The 19,096-nt window shown below is 46.5% G+C and carries 15 protein-coding genes; 11 read left to right on the top strand and 4 right to left on the bottom strand.

All coding sequences use genetic code 11. The annotated features are described in order from the left end of the window. The first annotated feature begins 3 nt into the window (after nt 1–3). The 3 genes from xerD to ACN0W5_RS18320 all read left to right on the top strand — a co-directional run bounded on the left by xerD (nt 4) and on the right by ACN0W5_RS18320 (nt 3,291). The gene (gene xerD / locus ACN0W5_RS18330) at nt 4–927 is read left to right on the top strand and encodes a site-specific tyrosine recombinase XerD (RefSeq protein WP_417455527.1); all 924 of its coding nucleotides are present in this window, start codon (nt 4–6) and stop codon (nt 925–927) included. 220 nt (nt 928–1,147) lie between these two features. After that, a complete protein-coding gene (locus ACN0W5_RS18325) occupies nt 1,148–2,143 on the top strand; it encodes an HpcH/HpaI aldolase/citrate lyase family protein (RefSeq protein ID WP_417455526.1) in 996 nt (331 codons plus the stop codon). Nucleotides 2,144–2,334: 191 nt separating this feature from the next. After that, on the top strand, nt 2,335–3,291 hold the full coding sequence (locus ACN0W5_RS18320) for an acetyl-CoA carboxylase carboxyltransferase subunit alpha (RefSeq protein ID WP_417455525.1): 957 nt from the start codon (nt 2,335–2,337) through the stop codon (nt 3,289–3,291). Between the two features lie 81 nt (nt 3,292–3,372). Here ACN0W5_RS18320 and ACN0W5_RS18315 read toward each other — a convergent pair whose 3' ends face one another. Next, nucleotides 3,373–5,436 carry a molybdopterin-containing oxidoreductase family protein gene (locus ACN0W5_RS18315; protein ID WP_417455524.1) on the bottom strand — a complete coding sequence of 688 codons (2,064 nt, stop codon included), beginning with the start codon at nt 5,434–5,436 and terminating at the stop codon, nt 3,373–3,375. 151 nt (nt 5,437–5,587) lie between these two features. Beyond that, the gene (locus ACN0W5_RS18310; RefSeq protein WP_417455523.1) at nt 5,588–6,475 is read right to left on the bottom strand and encodes a LysR family transcriptional regulator; all 888 of its coding nucleotides are present in this window, start codon (nt 6,473–6,475) and stop codon (nt 5,588–5,590) included. Nucleotides 6,476–6,605: 130 nt separating this feature from the next. Between ACN0W5_RS18310 and acdA the strand changes: the two genes are divergently transcribed. Together acdA and ACN0W5_RS18300 are read left to right on the top strand one after the other, a co-directional pair. Then, on the top strand, nt 6,606–7,901 hold the full coding sequence (acdA, locus tag ACN0W5_RS18305; protein WP_417455522.1) for a 3-sulfinopropanoyl-CoA desulfinase: 1,296 nt from the start codon (nt 6,606–6,608) through the stop codon (nt 7,899–7,901). Between the two features lie 115 nt (nt 7,902–8,016). After that, complete coding sequence (locus ACN0W5_RS18300) at nt 8,017–9,630, top strand: thiamine pyrophosphate-binding protein (RefSeq protein WP_417455521.1); 1,614 nt, start codon at nt 8,017–8,019, stop codon at nt 9,628–9,630. 117 nt (nt 9,631–9,747) lie between these two features. On the opposite strand, the gene secA is transcribed toward ACN0W5_RS18300, so the two are convergent. Next, nucleotides 9,748–12,426, bottom strand: a complete 2,679-nt coding sequence (gene secA, locus ACN0W5_RS18295; protein ID WP_417455520.1) for a preprotein translocase subunit SecA — start codon at nt 12,424–12,426, stop codon at nt 9,748–9,750. Nucleotides 12,427–12,677: 251 nt separating this feature from the next. On the opposite strand from secA, the gene ACN0W5_RS18290 reads away from it, so the two are divergent. The 5 genes from ACN0W5_RS18290 (at nt 12,678) to ACN0W5_RS18270 (ending at nt 17,242) form a co-directional block, all read left to right on the top strand. Beyond that, a complete protein-coding gene (locus ACN0W5_RS18290) occupies nt 12,678–13,988 on the top strand; it encodes a peptidylprolyl isomerase (protein ID WP_417455519.1) in 1,311 nt (436 codons plus the stop codon). A gap of 125 nt (nt 13,989–14,113) precedes the next feature. After that, entirely contained in the window at nt 14,114–15,064 is a 951-nt protein-coding gene (locus ACN0W5_RS18285) for a peptidylprolyl isomerase (protein WP_417455518.1), read from the top strand. 73 nt (nt 15,065–15,137) lie between these two features. Continuing rightward, complete coding sequence (argJ, locus tag ACN0W5_RS18280) at nt 15,138–16,370, top strand: bifunctional glutamate N-acetyltransferase/amino-acid acetyltransferase ArgJ (RefSeq protein WP_417455517.1); 1,233 nt, start codon at nt 15,138–15,140, stop codon at nt 16,368–16,370. A 40-nt stretch (nt 16,371–16,410) separates the two neighbouring features. Next, the gene (mutT, locus tag ACN0W5_RS18275) at nt 16,411–16,869 is read left to right on the top strand and encodes an 8-oxo-dGTP diphosphatase MutT (RefSeq protein WP_417455516.1); all 459 of its coding nucleotides are present in this window, start codon (nt 16,411–16,413) and stop codon (nt 16,867–16,869) included. Between the two features lie 133 nt (nt 16,870–17,002). Next, nucleotides 17,003–17,242 (top strand): ribbon-helix-helix domain-containing protein, encoded by a 240-nt coding sequence (locus tag ACN0W5_RS18270; RefSeq protein WP_417455515.1) that lies wholly within the window; start codon nt 17,003–17,005, stop codon nt 17,240–17,242. A 36-nt stretch (nt 17,243–17,278) separates the two neighbouring features. Here ACN0W5_RS18270 and ACN0W5_RS18265 read toward each other — a convergent pair whose 3' ends face one another. Next, entirely contained in the window at nt 17,279–18,184 is a 906-nt protein-coding gene (locus ACN0W5_RS18265) for a methyltransferase domain-containing protein (protein WP_417455514.1), read from the bottom strand. Between the two features lie 86 nt (nt 18,185–18,270). Here ACN0W5_RS18265 and ACN0W5_RS18260 point away from each other — a divergent pair, with 86 nt between their 5' ends. Next, nucleotides 18,271–19,008, top strand: coding sequence for a ComF family protein (locus ACN0W5_RS18260; RefSeq protein ID WP_417455513.1), 738 nt, complete (start codon nt 18,271–18,273; stop codon nt 19,006–19,008). Nucleotides 19,009–19,096: the final 88 nt, after the last annotated feature.

Here is a 19,096-nt window from a genome sequence, read left to right as displayed (position 1 = left end):
CTGATGTCCGCTGCATCCAGAATCTCTATCTTTTTAGAGATGATGTCTGCTGAACGCGGCGCCAGTCAAAATACCTTAGAAGCATACGAGCGCGATCTGGAACGGTTTGACGATTTTTTGTCGAGCATTCGTAAAGATCTTGTCGACGTTGAGGCATCGGATATTCGCACCTATTTGGCTGACTTAACTGCAGAGGGCCTCAGCGCACGAACGCAAGCGCGGCATCTGTCTTCTTTGAAGCAGTTTTATCTATTTCTTATGGAAGAAGATATAAGGCAAGACAATCCTGTTGCAGAAATTGGTACGCCGCGTATGGCACAGTCTTTACCAAAGTTTCTTTCTGTTGATGATACTGGCGCTCTTCTAAAAGCTGCGCAGGAAAACCATACAGATGAAGGTTTGCGGCTTTGTGCGTTAATTGAATTGCTATATGCAACTGGGATGCGGGTTAGTGAGCTCGTATCTTTGAAGGTATCCCAAACACAGCGTGACCCGCGTATTCTGACCGTGATGGGCAAAGGAAATAAAGAGCGGCTTGTACCTCTTAGTCCCCAAGCTCGTGAAGCGCTGGATCGTTACCTTCTTGTGCGTGATAACTTTCTACCCAATCTGGAACGGGATAAGGCCAAAGATACGGGATGGGTTTTCCCTTCCCGAGGGAAAAGTGGCTATTTGACCCGTCATCGTGTCGGCCAACTTTTAAAAGAGCTGGCCATAAAGAGTGGGATTATGCCGTCGAAGGTTTCTCCTCATGTTTTGCGGCATGCTTTTGCGACCCATTTATTGGAAAACGGCGCTGATTTGAGATCTGTTCAGAAAATGCTGGGGCATTCTGATATTTCGACAACACAGATCTATACGCATGTTTTACAAGAGCGTCTGCAGAAGCTTGTGTTTGAAAAGCACCCCCTGTCTTCAAAACCTTGATCTTTTAATAAAATGAAATTTTCATAGTTTCAGGGATAGCTTCCGGCCTTGGTGGGCTGCGTGGTTCTTGTACTCATTTTTGTTACGCGCACAAATTCTTCTTTCTCAAGTTTCCCCTCAAGGTTGACAGAATTAGTTTGTGAGGTCACAGTTTATGTTGCGGTGCACAATAAGAGTTAGCTGTTTTCAAAAAGCTAACCGAAACCCTAGGGAGCAAAACATGAGCTTTACAATTCCAGAAGAAACCACTCCACGTTTAAATCGTAGCGAACTCGCGGTACCAGGAAGCAATCCTGTACTGTTTGAAAAAGCAGCTGCATCCAAAGCAGATGTCATTTTTTTAGATTTGGAAGATGCGGTGGCCCCTGATGATAAGGAACAGGCGCGTAAGAATGTTATTGAAGCCATAAATGATATCGACTGGGGAAGTAAAACGTTATCAGTCCGTGTTAATGGCTTGGATACGCCTTATATGTATCGGGATGTGATTGATGTGCTGGAACAGGCTGGCGACAGGCTGGATCTGTTCATGATTCCCAAGGTGGGAACCGCGTCTGATATTTACGCACTTGATATGTTGTGTACGCAGGTTGAGACAGCAAAGCGTCGTAAAAAAACTGTTGGCTTTGAAATGATTATCGAAACGGCTTTGGGTATGCAGAATATCCACGAAATAGCGGCCGCTTCGAAACGAAATGAGAGCTTGCATTTTGGTGTTGCGGACTATGCAGCATCAACGAAAGCCAGAACGACTGGTATCGGTGGTCCGAACCCAATGTATGGTGTTTTAACAGACGTTGATGGTGATACACCAAGAGATTTTCATTGGGGAGATATGTGGCATTATGCGATTGCGCGTATAGTTGTTGCTGCACGTGCGAACGGTCTTCGCGCCATTGATGGTCCTTTTGGGGATTTTTCAGATCCAGAAGGGTATCGCGCCCAGGCGAACAGAGCGACAATTTTGGGCTGTGAAGGGAAATGGGCGATCCATCCCAATCAAATTGGCATCGCGAACGAAGTTAACAGCCCATCGGAAGCGGAGGTGAAAAAAGCCAATCGTATTCTCGAAGCGATGGATCAGGCGCAACGCGAAGGCAAAGGCGCCGTTTCTCTGGATGGGCGGTTGATAGACATTGCCTCTATTCGTCAGGCAAGTGTGATGGTTGAGAAAGCAGAAGAAATTGCGCTAGCAGACGCGAATTCTGCAAGTTAGTGGTCATAACAAAATTTGACTTTGGATAAAGGTCGGCTTCGAAGAAGGCGGCCTTTATTTTGCCGCGTAGAGATATTTTGTACTAATTGGATTAGGGGCAATAAAGCTAGAACTTGAAATTGTGCGCTTGAAAGGTACTATGCACGACTATATTTGTTGACTGATTTTCACGATATGATAGACAACGCCTTATGCAAAATTTCCTAGATTTCGAAAAACCGATTGCTGAGCTTGCTGGTAAGATTGAAGGCCTGCGGCACCTATCTGACAGCAGCAGTGATGTAAACATTGCTGAAGAAGTTTCCAAACTGGAAGCTAAGGCTGATAAGCTGTTGCGACAAACATACGCAAAGCTGAGCCCTTGGCAAAAAACGCTTGTCGCGCGCCACCCTGATCGTCCGCATTGCAAGGACTATATCGAGGCGCTAATCGAAGATTATACACCCTTGGCCGGGGATCGAGCGTTTGCCGAAGATTTTGCCATTCTGGGTGGTTTAGGTCGTTTCCGTGGTCAATCCGTTGTGGTGATTGGTCAGGAAAAAGGTGCTGACATGCACAGTCGTGTGAAGCACAACTTTGGCATGGCGCGTCCCGAAGGTTACCGTAAAGCACAGCGTTTGATGGATATGGCAGAGCGCTTTGACCTGCCTGTCATTACGTTGGTTGATACGGCTGGTGCCTATCCGGGTGTAGGTGCTGAAGAACGCGGTCAATCCGAAGCGATTGCGCGCAGTATCGAAAAATGCCTTGCGATCAAAGTACCCCTTGTTTCTGCTGTTATTGGCGAAGGCGGATCGGGTGGGGCGATTGCGTTAGCTGCCGCGAATACCGTGTTGATGCTAGAGCATTCAATTTATTCTGTGATCTCGCCTGAAGGCTGTGCTTCTATTCTTTGGCGTTCTGGTGATCAAGCAAAAGAAGCTGCGGAAGCTCTTCGTTTGACGGCTCAAGACCTGAAAACGCTTGGTGTGATCGATGAAATCATTGCAGAGCCAATGGGCGGTGCACATCGTGCCAAAGATGTATGCATGACTGCATTAGGTGATAGTATTGAAAGGTATTTGCAAGAGCTATCCCAATTTGGGGGGGCAGAGCTTCGTCAGAAGCGTCGGGACAAGTTCTTGGAGATGGGACAAAAAGGTCTCTAATCTTTGTCACAAAGTTATGTGGAAAGGCCGCTTTTCAGCGGCCTTTTTTATGCGTGGTAGAAATTCAAAGATAGAGCATTCTCAAGCCGGAGCAATATCAACGAATGTGTCATTGTAACAGGCACCTGACATAATATCAGTTCTTGTCTCGGAATTGATCAAAGCATTAACTGTTTGATTTGAATCGCTGGATTTTAACCAAGTCCCCTTCGGTGAGTAGAAAACACCGGGTTTGACCTTTTCGGTGATCTTGGCCAGAAGAATAACTTCTCCCAAAGCATTCCATACTTTGACCTTTGTATTGTCAGAAATGCCCTTTGTCTGAGCATCTTGTGGGTGGATTTCCAATTGTTCTATGCCTATTGATTCTTTGTGCCCGCCAAAGGTTGCATTTGTCCGCTTGCTTGATGAGGGGGAGATCAAGGCAAAGGGAAGGTCCCGTGCAACTTCTTCATAGCGCGGAAGGCCATACCCGAACTGTTGTTCCATATCTTCAGAATAAAGCTCTATTTTGCCAGATTTTGTTGCCGGAAAAACGGTTTGGCACATGATAAGTTCCTGATCATCGTCTGCCAGCATGGGCAAAGAACGATCAAGAGGGACTTCACTGGGGCGAAGCCCCTTCATCTGTGGTGCCTTGGGATCATAGGCTTCATCCATCAGTTGGTAATCGTCCGCTTTAAACAGATCATCATCAAATCCAAAGCGGGTAGCCAATCGGCGGAAAATTTCGGTATTGGGCAGGGAGTTACCCACGGTTGGAATAACAGGTTCAGCTCTTTGCAGATGGGCTTGGCCATAAGCAGCATAGATATCTGGGAATTCGAAATGGCTTGAGGCGGGTAAAATAACGTCAGCATAGGCCATGCTGTCGTTCATCTCGACATCGCAACCAACGATAAAGACATCTTCTCGGTTGAGGGCACGACGCATTCTGTTTTGGTCCGGATGGGTACAAACCGGATTGTGGTTATAGATAAAGACGGCTTTGATAGGGGGAGCCAGACTATCGTCGAGGATGTGCTTGGCAACATCGACGATGTTCAGCATTCTTGTTTCTTCTGGCATAAGGTCCGGACGTCTGAGCTTGGCTGTTGTCGCAGGGAACGCGAGGCCTTGTTTGGCAATGATACCAGCCCCGGACCGTCCCATATTACCAGTGATAGCCTGAAGTGCCATAGCTGCACGAATAGAAGATCCACCGGAATGTCCGCGTTCTGCTCCATTTCCAACCGACATGGAAACATTTTTTGCAGCGGTATAGATGCTCAGGAATTCTTGAATCTGTTCCGGGGGGATTTCGCAAATCTTTGCAGCATCTTCCAAAGAGTATTTCTGGGCGGCGTTCAGGTATTCTTCGATGCCATATATCCAACGGTCAATAAATTCGGTATCGAGCGCGGAACGCTTTTCTAACTCAGCAGCCAGTGCCAAAAAGAGAACAATATCTGTGCCGGGTTTAATCTGAATATAGAGATCAGCCTGATCAGAAATCTTTACCCTTTTGGGATCAATGACGATCAATTTTGCGCCATTCTTTTTAGCCGTTTTGATTATCCGCGCTAAATGAAGATTTGAAACCGTTACGTTATTGCTCGCCACAACAATCAGGTCAGATTTAACGGCCTGTTCTGGTTCCATGCCGGGGGCATCCCCGAATAAACTGGTATAGGCGGTTCCCCGCACAGCCCCACAGAGGGGACCTCTGTCGAGTTGGGTTGCGCCTAATTTATGAAAAAAACGAAAGTCCATTGATCCGCCAGCTAATTGCCCATGAGGGCCAGCGTAGTTAAAGGGAAGCACGGATTGAGGACCATGTTTTTCAATGGCAGAAGTCAAACCGTCATATACGCGATCAAGGGCTTCTTCCCAGCTGATGGCTTTATATTCCAATGACCCTCTGGGGCCTGTTCGTAAGAGAGGCTGCATTAAGCGACGTTCGCCATGAATGAAATCAGGATAGTAATTTGAGACTTTCTTGCATATGGCACCAGCTGTATAGGGGTTGGCATTTGAACCGCGTACCTGAATGATATGTTTGCCGTCTGTGACGACAGACAGGCTACAGGTATCCGGGCAGTCTAGGGGACAAACACTGGGTTTGGTCTGCAGGTTTGTTGCAGTGGATGTTGTATCCAAGGACATTTTCTTTGGCTCCATACGCGTAAGTCGCGCTTTATTTCATCTTTCCTGATGTAATCTTTTGAACATGTGATTACACATCGCAGGATAGAGCCAATTCTTTGTTCTAGTAGGTCCATTTATTAGAATGGCGTGGTGCCGTTTTTTGAGTGATTTAGCTGTGTAATACGTCTTTGAGTGTGGTCGCTAGAAGCCCAGTAAGATCGGGGCGCTGTCCGCGATGTTTTTCAACGAGTGAAACTGTTCGTGTCGTCGTCGGTTTACCAAAGGGGCGAACCAAAAGATTGGGTCTATCTTCGAGACTGTTTTCGGGCACAATTGCAGCGCCCAAACCTTTGGCGACCATGCGTTGGATTGCTTCAAGAGAATCAAGTTCCATGGCTTCTCTCAAATTTGCACCTCTGTTTTTAAGGCTTTGCTCAATAACGCGACCGACGCCTGTCAGGTGATTGAAGCGTACAAAGGGGAGCTGGCTTAAGAGCGCGATATCACCATCTTTTGTTCTAGAGATTTTTTCGTTTCCACTATTTTTTTGGGCTATGACAACAAGGCGTTCTTCCCTGAGTTTTGTTACCTTCAGTGCTTCGTCTAGACGCTGGGCTTCTGTGATGATGATGCAGTCCAGCTTTCCCTGTATAAGTTCGCGCGTTAGTTCTGTGCTCAATCCACTTTCTAATCGCACATTTAAACGTGGATGTTCCTGACCGAGCTGAGCAAGAACCTCTGGCAAGAAGGATGATGTTGCACTGGGAATGGCACCCAAGCGTAAGAGGCCGGATAAATCTCCCGCTTTTGATCCTGCTTCGGATAGAGAATCATACAGATTGATAATTTCCTGCGCTTTGACTAGTAACCGAATACCGGTCGGGTTTAGGTCAGGTGGGCGGCGGGTCCGGTCAAAAAGCTCAGTCTGCAGTTCGTCCTCTAGCGATTTGATCTGCATGCTGATTGCTGAATGGGTTAAACCCAGCTTTTCTGCCGCAGCTTGAAAGCTACCAGTTTCGGCAATCTCTATTAAAGTACGAAGTTGGCGAATACCCATAAAATAACATCAAAATAATTGAAGTAAGAAGTTATTTTAATTCGTTTGATTTGAAGAAAGCAAGCGCGAGATAATAAAGCCAATGAAGAGACCATGCCTTTTGCCCCGAGAGACCAGATGGAGAGACCAAATGCTTGCTGATCTTGATCGACTAGATACTTCTAAAGTTTCTGATAAAACAGAGAAATCTCGTCTGTTCACCATTGAAGACATCCGACAGCGCGCCAGAAGTCTTGCGCAGGACGTTTTTGCGCCTCGGGCTGCGTCGATTGATTCTGCCGAGATGTATCCTTGGGAAAATTGCTTTGCTTTACGGGATGCTGGCTTTATGGGGATGACAATCCCCAAGGCTTACGGTGGTGCCGGGGCTGGGTATCGGGAGGCTGTTGTCTTGGTCGAAGAAGTTGCCAAAGTTTGTGGTGTGACCGGACGTATCGCTGTCGAAGCCAACATGGGGGCCATTGGGGCTATCATGGCCTATGGCACGGAAAAGCAAAAAAAGTTCGCGGCTGAATTAGTTCTTGATGGTGATAAACCTGCTATTTGTATTACTGAGCCAGAAAGCGGTTCTGCGGCCACGGAAATGACAACTCGTGCTGATAAAGTCGGGAATGGTTATGTCCTGAACGGAATAAAACACTGGATTACTGGTGGGGGTGTTTCACGATTACATCTTATTTTTGCACGGGTTTATGAAAATGACGAGCCACAGGGAATAGCTGGTTTTCTTGTCGTCCGGGGGGAACCCGGTGCTGAAGGGCTATCCATTGGACGGCGTGAACCAACAATGGGATTGCGGGGAATACCAGAAACCGAAGTTCATTTGAAAGACTTACACGTTCCATCTGACATGATGCTTCAGCCTCCTTCTGGTCTTCGAAAGGGGTTTGGTGATTTGATGACGGCTTATAACGGGCAACGTGTGGGGGCAGCGGCGGTTGCACTTGGCATTGCGGTTGGGGCCTATGAACAGGCAGAAGATTTCATCCAAAAACGGGAACAGTTTGGTCGCCCGATCTGCGAGTTTCAGGGGTTACAGTGGATGCTGGCCGATATGTCGGTTCAAATCAGCGCGGCAAGAGCTTTAATCAATGAAGCTGTTTCTGGCGATGGGTTTCCGGATAAAACCAAAGCGGCACAAGCAAAGCTCTTCACATCAGAAATGGCTGTTACGGTGACAAATAATGCTCTGCAAATGCATGGTGCTGCGGGGTATTCAAGACGCAACCCGGTTGAGCGCATGGTTCGTGATGCACGCATGTTTACCATCGGCGGTGGAACGGCACAGGTTCTCAGAAACGTGATCGCTTCTGATTTGCTAAATCGTAAATTTCCGCAGACAAGGGATGGATATTTGGCCCGTTCTTCTGATAAATCTTCCATAGATGATATTCGTTCTGTTGTTGAACATAGCCCTGAACGTTAAATCAAGCGTTAAAAGGCTGGGTGATTGGGGCTGAGAAATATTTGGTTTTAAGTAACTCGCTCTGTGGGCGAGGGATTAATATTGTGTGTAATTGACTAATTTGAAAGAAGCCGAGATGAGCTTGACCACCGCTGATATTCTTGCCCAACGTCTTTTTGATGCCGGGTGTCGCCATGCATTCGGTATTCCGGGCGGTGAAGTTCTAAGTGTTATGCATGCACTTGATCGGGCCGGGCTCGAGATTGTACTAACCAAGCATGAAAACGGTGCGGGCTTTATGGCCGAGGGAACTTATCATCGCACGGGGGCACCGGGGGTTCTTTTTGCGACGCTCGGACCGGGAATGGCAAATGCCTACAACGTTATTGCCAATGCGCATCAGGATCGGGTCCCGTTGATCTTTCTAACAGGCCGGGTCGATGAGTATGATATGGCAAGCTACACGCACCAGGTTTTTGATCATGGTAAGGCGTTGGAGCCTGTGGTGAAGGGTAGTTTTACCCTCGTTGACGGTGCGGTGGACCGCGTTATCGATAAAGCTTTGTCTTTGGCACAGTCGGGGCGTCCCGGGCCTGTGCATATTGATGTGCCGATTTCTTTGGCAGCAAAGCTTCAGGATGCTGCACCAAAGCTATGGCAACCAAAGTATTTGCCAACAGCCCCAGCCGAGAGCGATGACTTTGTCGATCTGAGAAAACGCTTGTCCAAGGCTGAAAGGCCTTTGGCTATTTTAGGTTTGGAGATTCTTAGTGAGGGCTGTGAAGCGGTAGTAAAAAATTTCCTTCTTAAGCATGGGATCCCATCTGTTGCGACCTACAAAGCGAAAGGGGTTGTTCCCGATGATCACTCCCTTTCTCTTGGTGGCGCAGGACTCTCCCCAAAAGCAGATAAAACAGTCCTGCCTCTGATTGAGAAAAGTGATTGTATTTTGCTGATCGGCTATGATCCCATCGAAATGCGCCACGGTTGGCAGGATGTTTGGCAACCAGAAAAACAGTTTGTTGCAGAATTTACCCTTGAGCCAAATCTGCATGGTATGCATCGGGCTAGCTGTACTTTTGTTGGTTCCTTAGCGCCTGCGCTACAGGTATTGGACCAAGGATTAGAGCTTGGAGCTATTTGGCGTAACGGTGACTTTGCAAAGGCAAAAGAAGATATCTGCGCTGCATTCCCCAAGGATGAAGAATGGGGCCCATCTGCGATTGTTGATGAAGTGCGTAAGGCTTTGCCTGATCATGGGCTTGCATCTGTGGATTCCGGGGCACATAGAATTTTGCAAAGTCAGCAATGGATCTGTCGCGAGCCGCATACGCTTATTCAATCCAGTGGTTTGTGCACGATGGGCTGTGCTTTGCCCTTGGCTATGGGGGCCAAAGTCGCGTCACCAGATTTACCCGTCGTAGCCTTTACGGGTGATGCAGGGCTAGAGATGATCCTTGGTGAGTTATCGACGCTCAGGGATTTGAAGCTCCCAGTTGTTGTTGTTGTCTTTGTGGATGCATCGCTTGCGTTGATAGAATTGAAGCAACGTGGAAGCGGCAGGGAAAACCTTGCTGTAGATTTCGGTGGAACTGATTTTGCCGCGTTGGCTGATGCCATGGGCGGAATTGGTATTAATGCTCGAAATCGTAACGAGTTACAAACGGCACTGAGTTCAGCATTTGAAGGCGACAAATTCACATTGATCGCGGCTCATATTGAACGTGAATCTTACGACGGGAAGTTCTGATCTTCTAATCCTGCCTAGGGTCAGGCCCTTAGATGTTAGGTACCCATCGAAAATAATAAAGGCGGCCATAGAGCCGCCTTTATTGTGTAAAAAAATCGGAAAATCTACTAACTGATTTTAGCTAAGCTTTCCGTGGCAATGTTTATATTTTTTGCCTGATCCACAAGGGCAGGGAGCATTACGGCTGGTTTTACCCCAAGTTGACGGATCGTTTTGATCAAACTCTTTGGCTTGTACGGTTGTTGCGCCAGCTTGTTGTACTGCCGGGTCTTGCCGAGACTCGTGCATTTCCTGTTCTTGGCGCGGAACGGTTGCATCTTCAGGCGTCTGTAGTTCGAAACGATGCATAAGCATTGTGAGCTCGTCACGTACGGAATCGAGCATGCTCTCGAACATTTCAAAAGCTTCACGCTTGTATTCATCCAGCGGATTTTTTTGTCCGTATGCACGAAGACCAACAGCTTGTTTTAGATGATCAAGTGACAGCAGATGCTCTTTCCACTGCTTGTCGAGAACCATAAGCAGCAATTGTTTCTCCAGAGAACGCATAACCTCTGGGCCATAATTCGCAGTCTTGGCGGCCATTTTCTCGTTACTGGCTTGAAGAATACGGTCCAGAATTTCCTGATCGGCAATGCCTTCTTCTTCGGCCCAGTCTTTAACGGGCAGATCCATGGCAACAAGGCGTACGCACTCTTCGTGCAGGCTGTCCAATTCCCATTGTTCTGAATAGGCATTGGCTGGGATTGTACGTGTTACCAGGTCTTCAAGAACTTCATGGCGCATGGAAGCCACAGTGTCTTTGACTTCTTCTGCAGACATCACTTCTTTGCGTTGTTCGTAAATAACCTTACGCTGGTCATTCATCACATCATCAAACTTGAGGATGTTTTTACGAATTTCAAAGTTTCTGGCTTCGACTTTTTTCTGTGCTTTTTCCAGTGCTTTATTCACCCATGGATGAATAATTGCTTCGCCATCTTCTAGGCCAAGCTTCTGGAGCATTGAATCCATACGCTCAGATCCAAAGATACGCATCAGATCATCTTCGAGGCTGAGGAAGAATTTGGATGCGCCAGGGTCAGACTGACGGCCTGAACGTCCCCGAAGCTGGTTGTCGATACGTCGGCTTTCATGGCGTTCACTACCAATCATAAACAGGCCACCAGCCTTGTTCACAATTTCTTTGTTGGCAGCTACTTCAGCCACAATTTCTGCCACTTTCGCTTGCTTTTGTGCATCATCAGAAATGCCGAGGGTTTCATGCTCTATGCGCATTTCCTCGTTACCGCCGAGTTTAATGTCTGTTCCGCGACCCGCCATGTTCGTGGCAATTGTTACTGCGCCGGGTGAACCCGCCTGAGCAACAATCATCGCTTCTTGTTCGTGATAACGGGCGTTTAGAACCTTGTGCTCAATCTTCTCTTTCTTGAGAAGAGCGGCAAGATATTCTGATTTTTCAATCGTTACCGTACCAACAAGAACTGGTTGTTGACGCTCATGACATTCTTTGATCTGCTTGATAATCGCGGCATCACGTTCCTGACCTGTACGATAGACTTCGTCATCGTGGTCAATACGAATACAAGGCAAGTTGGTCGTCATGGAAATAACGTCTAGCCCATAGATCGCCGAAAATTCTTCGGCTTCGGTCATTGCTGTACCCGTCATCCCAGCCAACTTGGGATAAAGTCGGAAGTAGTTTTGGAAGGTGATCGATGCTAACGTCTGATTTTCGTTTTGAATTTCAGCATTTTCTTTCGCCTCAAGCGCCTGATGAAGGCCTTCTGAGAAGCGACGCCCTTCCATCATACGGCCCGTGAATTCGTCAATGATAACGACTTTATTGTCTTTGACGATGTAATCTTTATCGCGCTGGAATAGCTTATGCGCTTTGAGGGCCTGATTGATGTGGTGAAGTGTGCTGACGTTCTCTATTTCATAGAGAGAACCTTGCATAACCCCATCATCCATGAGTTTTTTCTCTATGAAGTCAACGCCTTCGTCAGTCAAAGTTACTGAGCGCGTTTTTTCATCAAGTTCGTAATGCTCTTCGGTTAAGAAGGGAACATATTTGTTTATGGTAATATAGCTCTCTGATGAGTTTTCTGCAGGGCCAGAGATAATAAGCGGGGTCCTAGCTTCATCAATGAGGATTGAATCTACTTCATCGACAATCGCATAGTTAAATTCTCTTTGAACCATCTGGTCGATTTCGAACTTCATATTGTCGCGAAGATAATCAAACCCGAGTTCATTGTTCGTGGCATAGGTAATGTCACAAGTATAAGCAAAAGCTCGTTCTTCTTCGCCTTGACCAGGGAATACACAACCAACAGTCAGGCCTAAGAAACGATAAATCTGGCCCATCCATTCTGCATCACGCTTTGCAAGGTAATCGTTGACGGTAACGACGTGGACACCCTTGCCTTCAATCGCGTTTAGATAAACAGGTAAGGTCGCAACAAGTGTTTTACCTTCACCTGTCGCCATCTCACTGATCATGCCACGATGAAGGACAATGCCGCCCATCATTTGAACGTCAAAGTGTCTCAACCCAAGGGTTCTACGAGATGCTTCACGGACTGTTGCAAAAGCTTCCGGAAGAATATCGTCGAGTGTTTCTCCTTGCTTTAGGCGATTACGAAAATTCTCTGTCTGTCCTTTGAGATCATCGTCAGATAGCGTCTCAAGCTTTGATTCAAAGCTATTGATTGAGAGGACAATAGAGTTAAGGCCTTTAAGGTAGCGGTCATTGGCAGAGCCAAACATCCGCTTCACAAGCGCGCCGAGCATAGAGTACCCCTTGCGTGAAAACGCAGTTCAAGATTTGATTATAAAAAGTCAATGTGAGACATAGGGCGCAGGCTGGCGGATGTCAATGTGAAGCTGGATTCAGTAAGTATAAAATAACGAACGGAGCCTACCTTGATTGCTTGATTTTATTGAATGTGTTTATTTCCGTGATACTTGCTTTAGGTTGTAGTGACTTTGTTGTAGTAAGGATAAACTTTTTTTATTTCTTCTGAGCTGGAGCCAGAGCTTAAATGAATTTCCGCCAAGTCATTATCTTATCTACTCTATTGGTAGCGGTTGGTTTTGCGCAAGATAGTAATGCGCAACAAGGCTATGAAGACGAATGGAAAGAAGAACAACGCGAAAGTGGTGGCAAGCTTTTGAAGTTTCTTTTTGGTGATAGTGATGACGAAGAAACATTGCCAAAGGAAGAAAACGTCACAGAAGAAGAGACGGACACTATTTCTGATCCTTCACCTGAAGAAAATACAAACTCTGTTGATGACAGTGTTATCGAGACAAAGACAACAGAACCTGTTGTTGTGGAGTCTGTGCCCGATACCCCAGAGACGGAAACCCCTGAGGTTGAAGTCGTCCCGGGGCAGGAAAGAGAAGGGCTGGCCCCGCCGCCCGGATTTACAGAAGAAGTCGATAAGCAGCCCGAAAATACCCCTGCAAATGGTATCGTCGTAGAAAATCTGTCAACCACACCAACTTCTGAAAATACAAATTCCAAAAGCGTTGAGGATCTGGAAAATACCCAGATAGCGCCGAACGAACCCCCTGAAGTCGCCCCGAGCAAAACGGAAAGCGAATTGGATCGTCTGGATCGAGAAAATCCTGTCGTAGCTGTTGTCGAAGGTGATGAGATTTATTGGCAGGACATAACGCAGGCAGCTAAAAAATTGCCCGAGCAATATCAAGGACAGTTGGAAACAATGTTTCCTATACTTCTGGATCGTGCCATTGATCTGAAGCTTTTGGCGCACGCTGGTGCCGATGCGGATATGGATGAAAAGGAAGATGTAAAAAGGAAGCTGGCCATTGCAGAGGAAAAAATTATCCGCGATGCCTATCTAGAAGAGCAGCTAGGAGAAATGATCACTGAGAGTATGCTTAAGGACAGATATTTTTCTTTGCTGAGAGAGAATATTGTCAATGCAGAAATCCGGGCGCGTCATATTCTGGTTGAAACACGTAATGAAGCGCTCGCTTTGGTTATCGCTTTGGATAATGGTGCGGAATTTCATCTGTTGGCAAAAAAATTCTCCAAAGGCCCTTCGGCTGATAAAGGTGGTGATTTGGGGTGGTTCAAGCAAAAGGATATGGATCCAAACTTTGCATCGGCTGCTTTTTCTCTGGCACCGGGAACCTACACAAAAGCACCAGTAGCCACTGAATTTGGCTGGCATGTTATTCAGTTGGAAGATAAGCGGGATGTAAAACAGCCAACCTTTGAATCCATGAGGTCTGAAATTAGAGACCAAATCAGTCGCGAGTTGGTTGCACGGATGGTGCGGGATTTAAGACAAGATGCGGATATATCCGTTTTCCCTCGCTAACTAATTAAAAATGAACATATTGCCTTTCTCTTGACACAGTCATGGGATTTGGTGCTGATCGATTAAAAGAGAATGGTCAAAAAGCCATAATTCTCTAAATGATATAAATAAGGAGTTATCTTTAGATGTCTGCGAAACAGATTATTTTTCCTCTTGTCGGTATCGTTGCTCTTGCTGGTGCAGCGTATGCTGGTTATTCCTATGGAATAAAAGGGGGAACGCTACCTTTCCTTGGTGGTGATCAGGCTGCTGAGGTAGTATCAGATGCTCCTGCTGCGGATGATCCGATTATGGCCAAAGTCGGTGATATTGAAATTCGCCGTTCAGAGGTCGTGAAGTTTGCAGAAAGCATTCCAAATATTCCTCAGGAACAGATCGAGCTTATTTTACCAGAACTCGTTGGCCAGGTCGTTGACCTTAAATTGATTACAAAAGAAGCTACGACGAGTGGTTTGGGCAATGATCCCGAAGTTCAAAAACGTGTTAGTGAAGTTAAAGAGAGAATTCTTGTCGAAATCTTCTTGAACAGAGCTCTTGAAAAAGAAGTTACTGATGAAGCTGTTGAAAAAGCCTATCAGGATTATTTGACGGAGAATCCACCGGTTCGAGAAGTGTCTGCCCGCCATATTCTTGTCGAAAAAGAAGAAACTGGAAAAGACTTGATCAAACAGTTGGACGACGGTGCTGATTTTGCGGCTTTGGCCAAAGAACATTCTACTGGCCCAAGTGGTCCTGGTGGCGGTGATCTTGGTTTCTTTCAGGCTGAGCAGATGGTTAAACCTTTCTCTGATGCTGCTTTTGGTATGAAAGTTGGGGAACATTCTGCTGCCCCGGTACAGACCAGATTTGGTTGGCATGTTATTAAGGTTGATGCAGAGCGCGATTCTGAACAACCCAAAAAAGAGCAGCTAGATGGTCAGCTTCGTTCTGAACTTTCAAGAAGTGCCTATGAAGGTATTGTCGAGAACCTCAAAAATGGGGTAGAGATTGAAATAATTGGTGCTAAGGCTGAAGAAGCCGCGCCGGCAGAAGGTGAAGAAAAGCCAGAGGGCGAAGAAAAACCTGCCAGCGAATGATGAAAAAAGCCCGGTTTTACCGGGCTTTTTAATGGCTGTTGGAATCTGGCTGTGAATAGGTAGGATTTGTTTTATGGAATTGCAAAAATCTCCACTCGCCCCCGCGGGTTTTCCGGAAATGCCAGAAATAAATGGCGTGTCACTCTCAACAAAAGCTTGTGGCGTGAAGTATAAAGGACGTGCCGATGTTCTTTTGATGAGCTTTGACAAAGGAACGACAATTGGCGGAGTTTTAACCCGTTCGCTGACCTGTTCAGCGCCAGTTGAATGCTGCCGTGATCATTTGAAATTTGGAGAAGCCAGAGCGATCGTCGTGAACTCTGGCAATGCAAACGCTTTTACGGGGCGCTTGGGTAAAGCATCTGTTGGGCGAACGGTCGAAGCAACTGCCAGGGAATTAGATTGTCCTGAAAATTCTGTTTTTGTAGCTTCGACCGGTGTGATTGGTGAGCCACTGGCTGATGAGAAAATAACATCAGCCCTAGGTGATTTGAAAACGGGTCTGCGTCCCGATAGCTGGCAAGACGCCGCCGAAGCCATTATGACGACAGACACTTTTGCCAAAGGGGCCACAATCACAACTCAGATTGATGGGAAAACGGTCACAATTAATGGTATTGCCAAAGGATCAGGGATGATTGCCCCTGATATGGCCACAATGCTCAGTTTTGTCGCCACAGATGCGGCCTTGTCCCAGGCGATGATTCAGAATTTAATCTCGAGCGGTGCGGACTTGTCCTTTAACTCAATTACGGTTGATAGTGATACCTCTACCAGCGATACGGTACTTCTTTGTGCGACAGGAAAAGCTGGAAATACGATCTATAATGATATTAATGCGCCAGAGCTTACTGACTTTATTCGAGCTTTAAATACAGTACTGATAGATCTAGCGCATCAGGTTGTTCGGGACGGTGAGGGGGCAAGCAAGTTTGTCGCCATTGAAGTGACCGGTGCTGAAACGGATCAAGCTGCCCGTCGAGTGGGATTAGCTATTGCAAATTCGCCTTTGGTCAAGACAGCAGTTGCCGGAGAAGACGCCAACTGGGGCCGGGTTGTTATGGCTGTTGGTAAGTCTGGTGAGCGGGCTGATCGTGATAAACTCTCCATTGCCATGGGCGGGGTTACGATTGCCAAAGATGGTCAACGGGTTGATGGCTTTGACGAGGCTCCTGTTGCCAAACACATGAAGGGCCAGGAAATTTCTATCGCTGTTGATATTGGTATTGCCGATGGGCAGGCAACTGTTTGGACCTGTGATTTGACGCACGGCTACATAGAAATCAATGCTGATTATCGCAGTTAATCGTGATTTGATAATAAGATAAAAATTCCAGGATAAACTTATGAACTCTTCTGAAGAAGAACAGGGGTGTTGGGCCGCTGAAAAGCGGGACCAAGCGGCGAAACCTATTGTTCTGGTCGCGGCTGCTGCGTTGGTTGATAGTGACGGCCGCGTACTACTTGCGCAGCGTCCTAAAGGTAAATCGATGGCTGGTTTATGGGAATTTCCGGGGGGGAAAGTTGACCCAGGTGAAACCCCGGAACAAGCCCTCGTACGGGAGCTAAAGGAAGAATTAGGCATTGATACACGGTCATCCTGTCTTGCGCCTATCGCCTTTGCATCGCATAGTTACGATGATTTTCACTTGTTGATGCCCTTGTTTGTATGTCGTATCTGGGAAGGGAATGTTACCGCCCTTGAAGGGCAGGAATTTACGTGGGTTCGACCCGTTCGATTACGGGATTATCCAATGCCGCCAGCTGATGAGCCATTGGTGGCATTGTTACGGGATTTACTATAAGCTTTGGTGCTGTAGTTCCAATGACGAGTCTTACTAATTGATTAATAAGTCTGATTTTTGGAGCGCGAGGGGAATAACAGGCTTTTTATTGTGGGGTGCGTCCAAGTGTAAAACACGGGCGCAATTGGGGTTGATGTCAACATTAGTAAACCGAAATATAACGCTGAAGGGGCGGAGAACCTCTTTGCGTTTGGAACCGGATATGTGGGAGGCGCTTTTTGAAATTTGCGTGCGCGAGAATTGTCCGATCGGTGAACTGTGTACTCAGATTGATGAGGCCAAGGAAGACTCTGCGCTGACTGCGGCAATCCGGGTTTATATTTTGATATATTTTCGAAATGCGGCTGCTTCTGATCAGTCTGACACAGCCTAGTGTTTTGTGGGAAAGCTATTTAATAAAAAAATCCCTTTAATTAATCTTGGTTTCTTCCGTATCTAGGAAGTCTGAAAGACGTTCTGTTGCACTACCGGGTCTTAACGGTTGTTGCTGGGACATGTGTGGTGCCCAACCAGCAAGGTAAACGACATCAAAAGTAGTATTAATTCGTCCTTCTGAATCAGAAAATTTTTCCTGATAACGTTGAGCGGCTTTTAAGAGTGTTTCCCTGCGGGTGAATGATTTTCTTCTGTTATGAATAGCATTGGTTTCGCCCATACCTCTGAGTTCTTTCATTAAATCAAATGCGTTGGCATAACTGACCTCAATGCGATCAAAATCTGAAACAGGTAAAGCAAACCCCGCTCTCTGGAGGAGAGCACCTGCATCTTTGACATCAATAAGCGGTGATACCCTGGGACTTACCCCACCTTCTACTTCCATTTCAGCTTCCATAAGGCATGTGCGTAGCTCTTTAAGGGTTTCACCCCCAATCATAGAAGCAATGAATAAGCCGTCAGTTTTCAGGCATTGATGTGCTTGTAAAAGAATGCCAGGTAAGTCGTTAACCCAATGAAGGCAAAGGTTGCTGATAATCAGATCATAGGTGTGTGGAGCCGGAGGTAATATTTCTGCTGATATTTCGATCTCTTTTGTTCCCGTAGGGGGGCTTTCCGAAGATAAGGAAGGCTCTTCTGATCGGAATTTAGCGGATGCGAAGTTTTGTATTCCGCCTCTGGAGCCAAGAGTTTCTTTTAGAATCGTATGGTTTGACCCCAGGTCCAACGCTTTGGGGAAGTCACGGGCAATATCCATGAGTCTGTCTCCCAGCCGATCAGCGATTTCTCGGAAAAGGAAGTCATGGGTGTCAATTTCCTTTTGGGCGCGTCTATGGTGCTGGTTTACAGATTTACGATCGAAAATATAGATATCAGTCATGCTGGAACCCAATAAACGCGAGATAATTTTCTGGTTATAGCAGATTGCTTCTTGATGACCAGATCAATTAGCATGGCAATATGCGTATGATGAAAGAATTGGTGCCAGATCTTTTTACCAAGGGCGTAAATTACCTGTTCCCGCCTGTTTGCGGGAACTGTGATGAGGCCATTTGGGATAATACGGGGATCTGCTCGGCGTGCTGGAAGGATTTGACGTTTATTTCCGATGCGTGCTGTAGGTCCTGTGGTTACCCCTTTGAGCTGTCTTCTGGAGATGGCTTGCTTTGTGGTGCATGCCTTCAGATGCCCAAAAGTTTTGATCAATGCAGAGCGGCTTTGGTTTATGATGAACATAGTAAGGATATGATTATCGGCTTTAAACATGCCGATAAAACGCATTTCGTTGCTCTTTTTACACAGTGGCTGTCATCTTGCGGAACGGGCATATTAGATAAATCTGACTTCGTTGTACCTGTGCCGTTACATCGAAGACGCTTATTGAGGCGAAGATATAATCAATCTGCACTATTGGCACAGCGTGTTGCGCGTGTTCATCGTAAAAGATATATGCCGAATTTACTCCGCCGAACAAAAAACACATCTTCTCAAGGACAGTTTTCCATGTCAGGGCGCTGGCGTAATGTACGCAATGCATTTGAATTAAACCACAAGTACCAAGATGAGGTTCGCGGTAAACATGTTGTTTTGATTGATGATGTCTTTACCACGGGTGCAACATTAGATGCATGTGCTCGGGTGCTTAAAACAAGTGGTGCAGCCTCTGTCAGCGGGATAGTTTTAGCCCGAGTAACAAAAGAGTGATAGAGCTATGAGCATAAAATTTTATTGCCAGATACTGTAATTTATTAGTAAGTGCCTTACATAAAGTTACTCGCAGGTTCTGTGATCA

Origin of the sequence: Kiloniella sp., from assembly GCF_048270245.1 — a bacterium.
GTDB lineage: Bacteria > Pseudomonadota > Alphaproteobacteria > Kiloniellales > Kiloniellaceae > Kiloniella.
The sequence above is the reverse complement of the archived record's forward strand: the minus strand, read 5'-3'. Positions and strand labels throughout refer to the sequence as shown.

Bases quoted from the DNA above. Each gene is read 5' to 3' on its own strand.
- xerD (WP_417455527.1), top strand. From the start codon at position 4: ATGTCCGCTGCATCCAGAATCTCTATCTTTTTAGAGATGATGTCTGCT.
- ACN0W5_RS18325 (WP_417455526.1), top strand. From the start codon at position 1,148: ATGAGCTTTACAATTCCAGAAGAAACCACTCCACGTTTAAATCGTAGC.
- ACN0W5_RS18320 (WP_417455525.1), top strand. From the start codon at position 2,335: ATGCAAAATTTCCTAGATTTCGAAAAACCGATTGCTGAGCTTGCTGGT.
- ACN0W5_RS18315 (WP_417455524.1), bottom strand. From the start codon at position 5,436: ATGTCCTTGGATACAACATCCACTGCAACAAACCTGCAGACCAAACCC.
- ACN0W5_RS18310 (WP_417455523.1), bottom strand. From the start codon at position 6,475: ATGGGTATTCGCCAACTTCGTACTTTAATAGAGATTGCCGAAACTGGT.
- acdA (WP_417455522.1), top strand. From the start codon at position 6,606: ATGCTTGCTGATCTTGATCGACTAGATACTTCTAAAGTTTCTGATAAA.
- ACN0W5_RS18300 (WP_417455521.1), top strand. From the start codon at position 8,017: ATGAGCTTGACCACCGCTGATATTCTTGCCCAACGTCTTTTTGATGCC.
- secA (WP_417455520.1), bottom strand. From the start codon at position 12,426: ATGCTCGGCGCGCTTGTGAAGCGGATGTTTGGCTCTGCCAATGACCGC.
- ACN0W5_RS18290 (WP_417455519.1), top strand. From the start codon at position 12,678: ATGAATTTCCGCCAAGTCATTATCTTATCTACTCTATTGGTAGCGGTT.
- ACN0W5_RS18285 (WP_417455518.1), top strand. From the start codon at position 14,114: ATGTCTGCGAAACAGATTATTTTTCCTCTTGTCGGTATCGTTGCTCTT.
- argJ (WP_417455517.1), top strand. From the start codon at position 15,138: ATGGAATTGCAAAAATCTCCACTCGCCCCCGCGGGTTTTCCGGAAATG.
- mutT (WP_417455516.1), top strand. From the start codon at position 16,411: ATGAACTCTTCTGAAGAAGAACAGGGGTGTTGGGCCGCTGAAAAGCGG.
- ACN0W5_RS18270 (WP_417455515.1), top strand. From the start codon at position 17,003: ATGTCAACATTAGTAAACCGAAATATAACGCTGAAGGGGCGGAGAACC.
- ACN0W5_RS18265 (WP_417455514.1), bottom strand. From the start codon at position 18,184: ATGACTGATATCTATATTTTCGATCGTAAATCTGTAAACCAGCACCAT.
- ACN0W5_RS18260 (WP_417455513.1), top strand. From the start codon at position 18,271: ATGATGAAAGAATTGGTGCCAGATCTTTTTACCAAGGGCGTAAATTAC.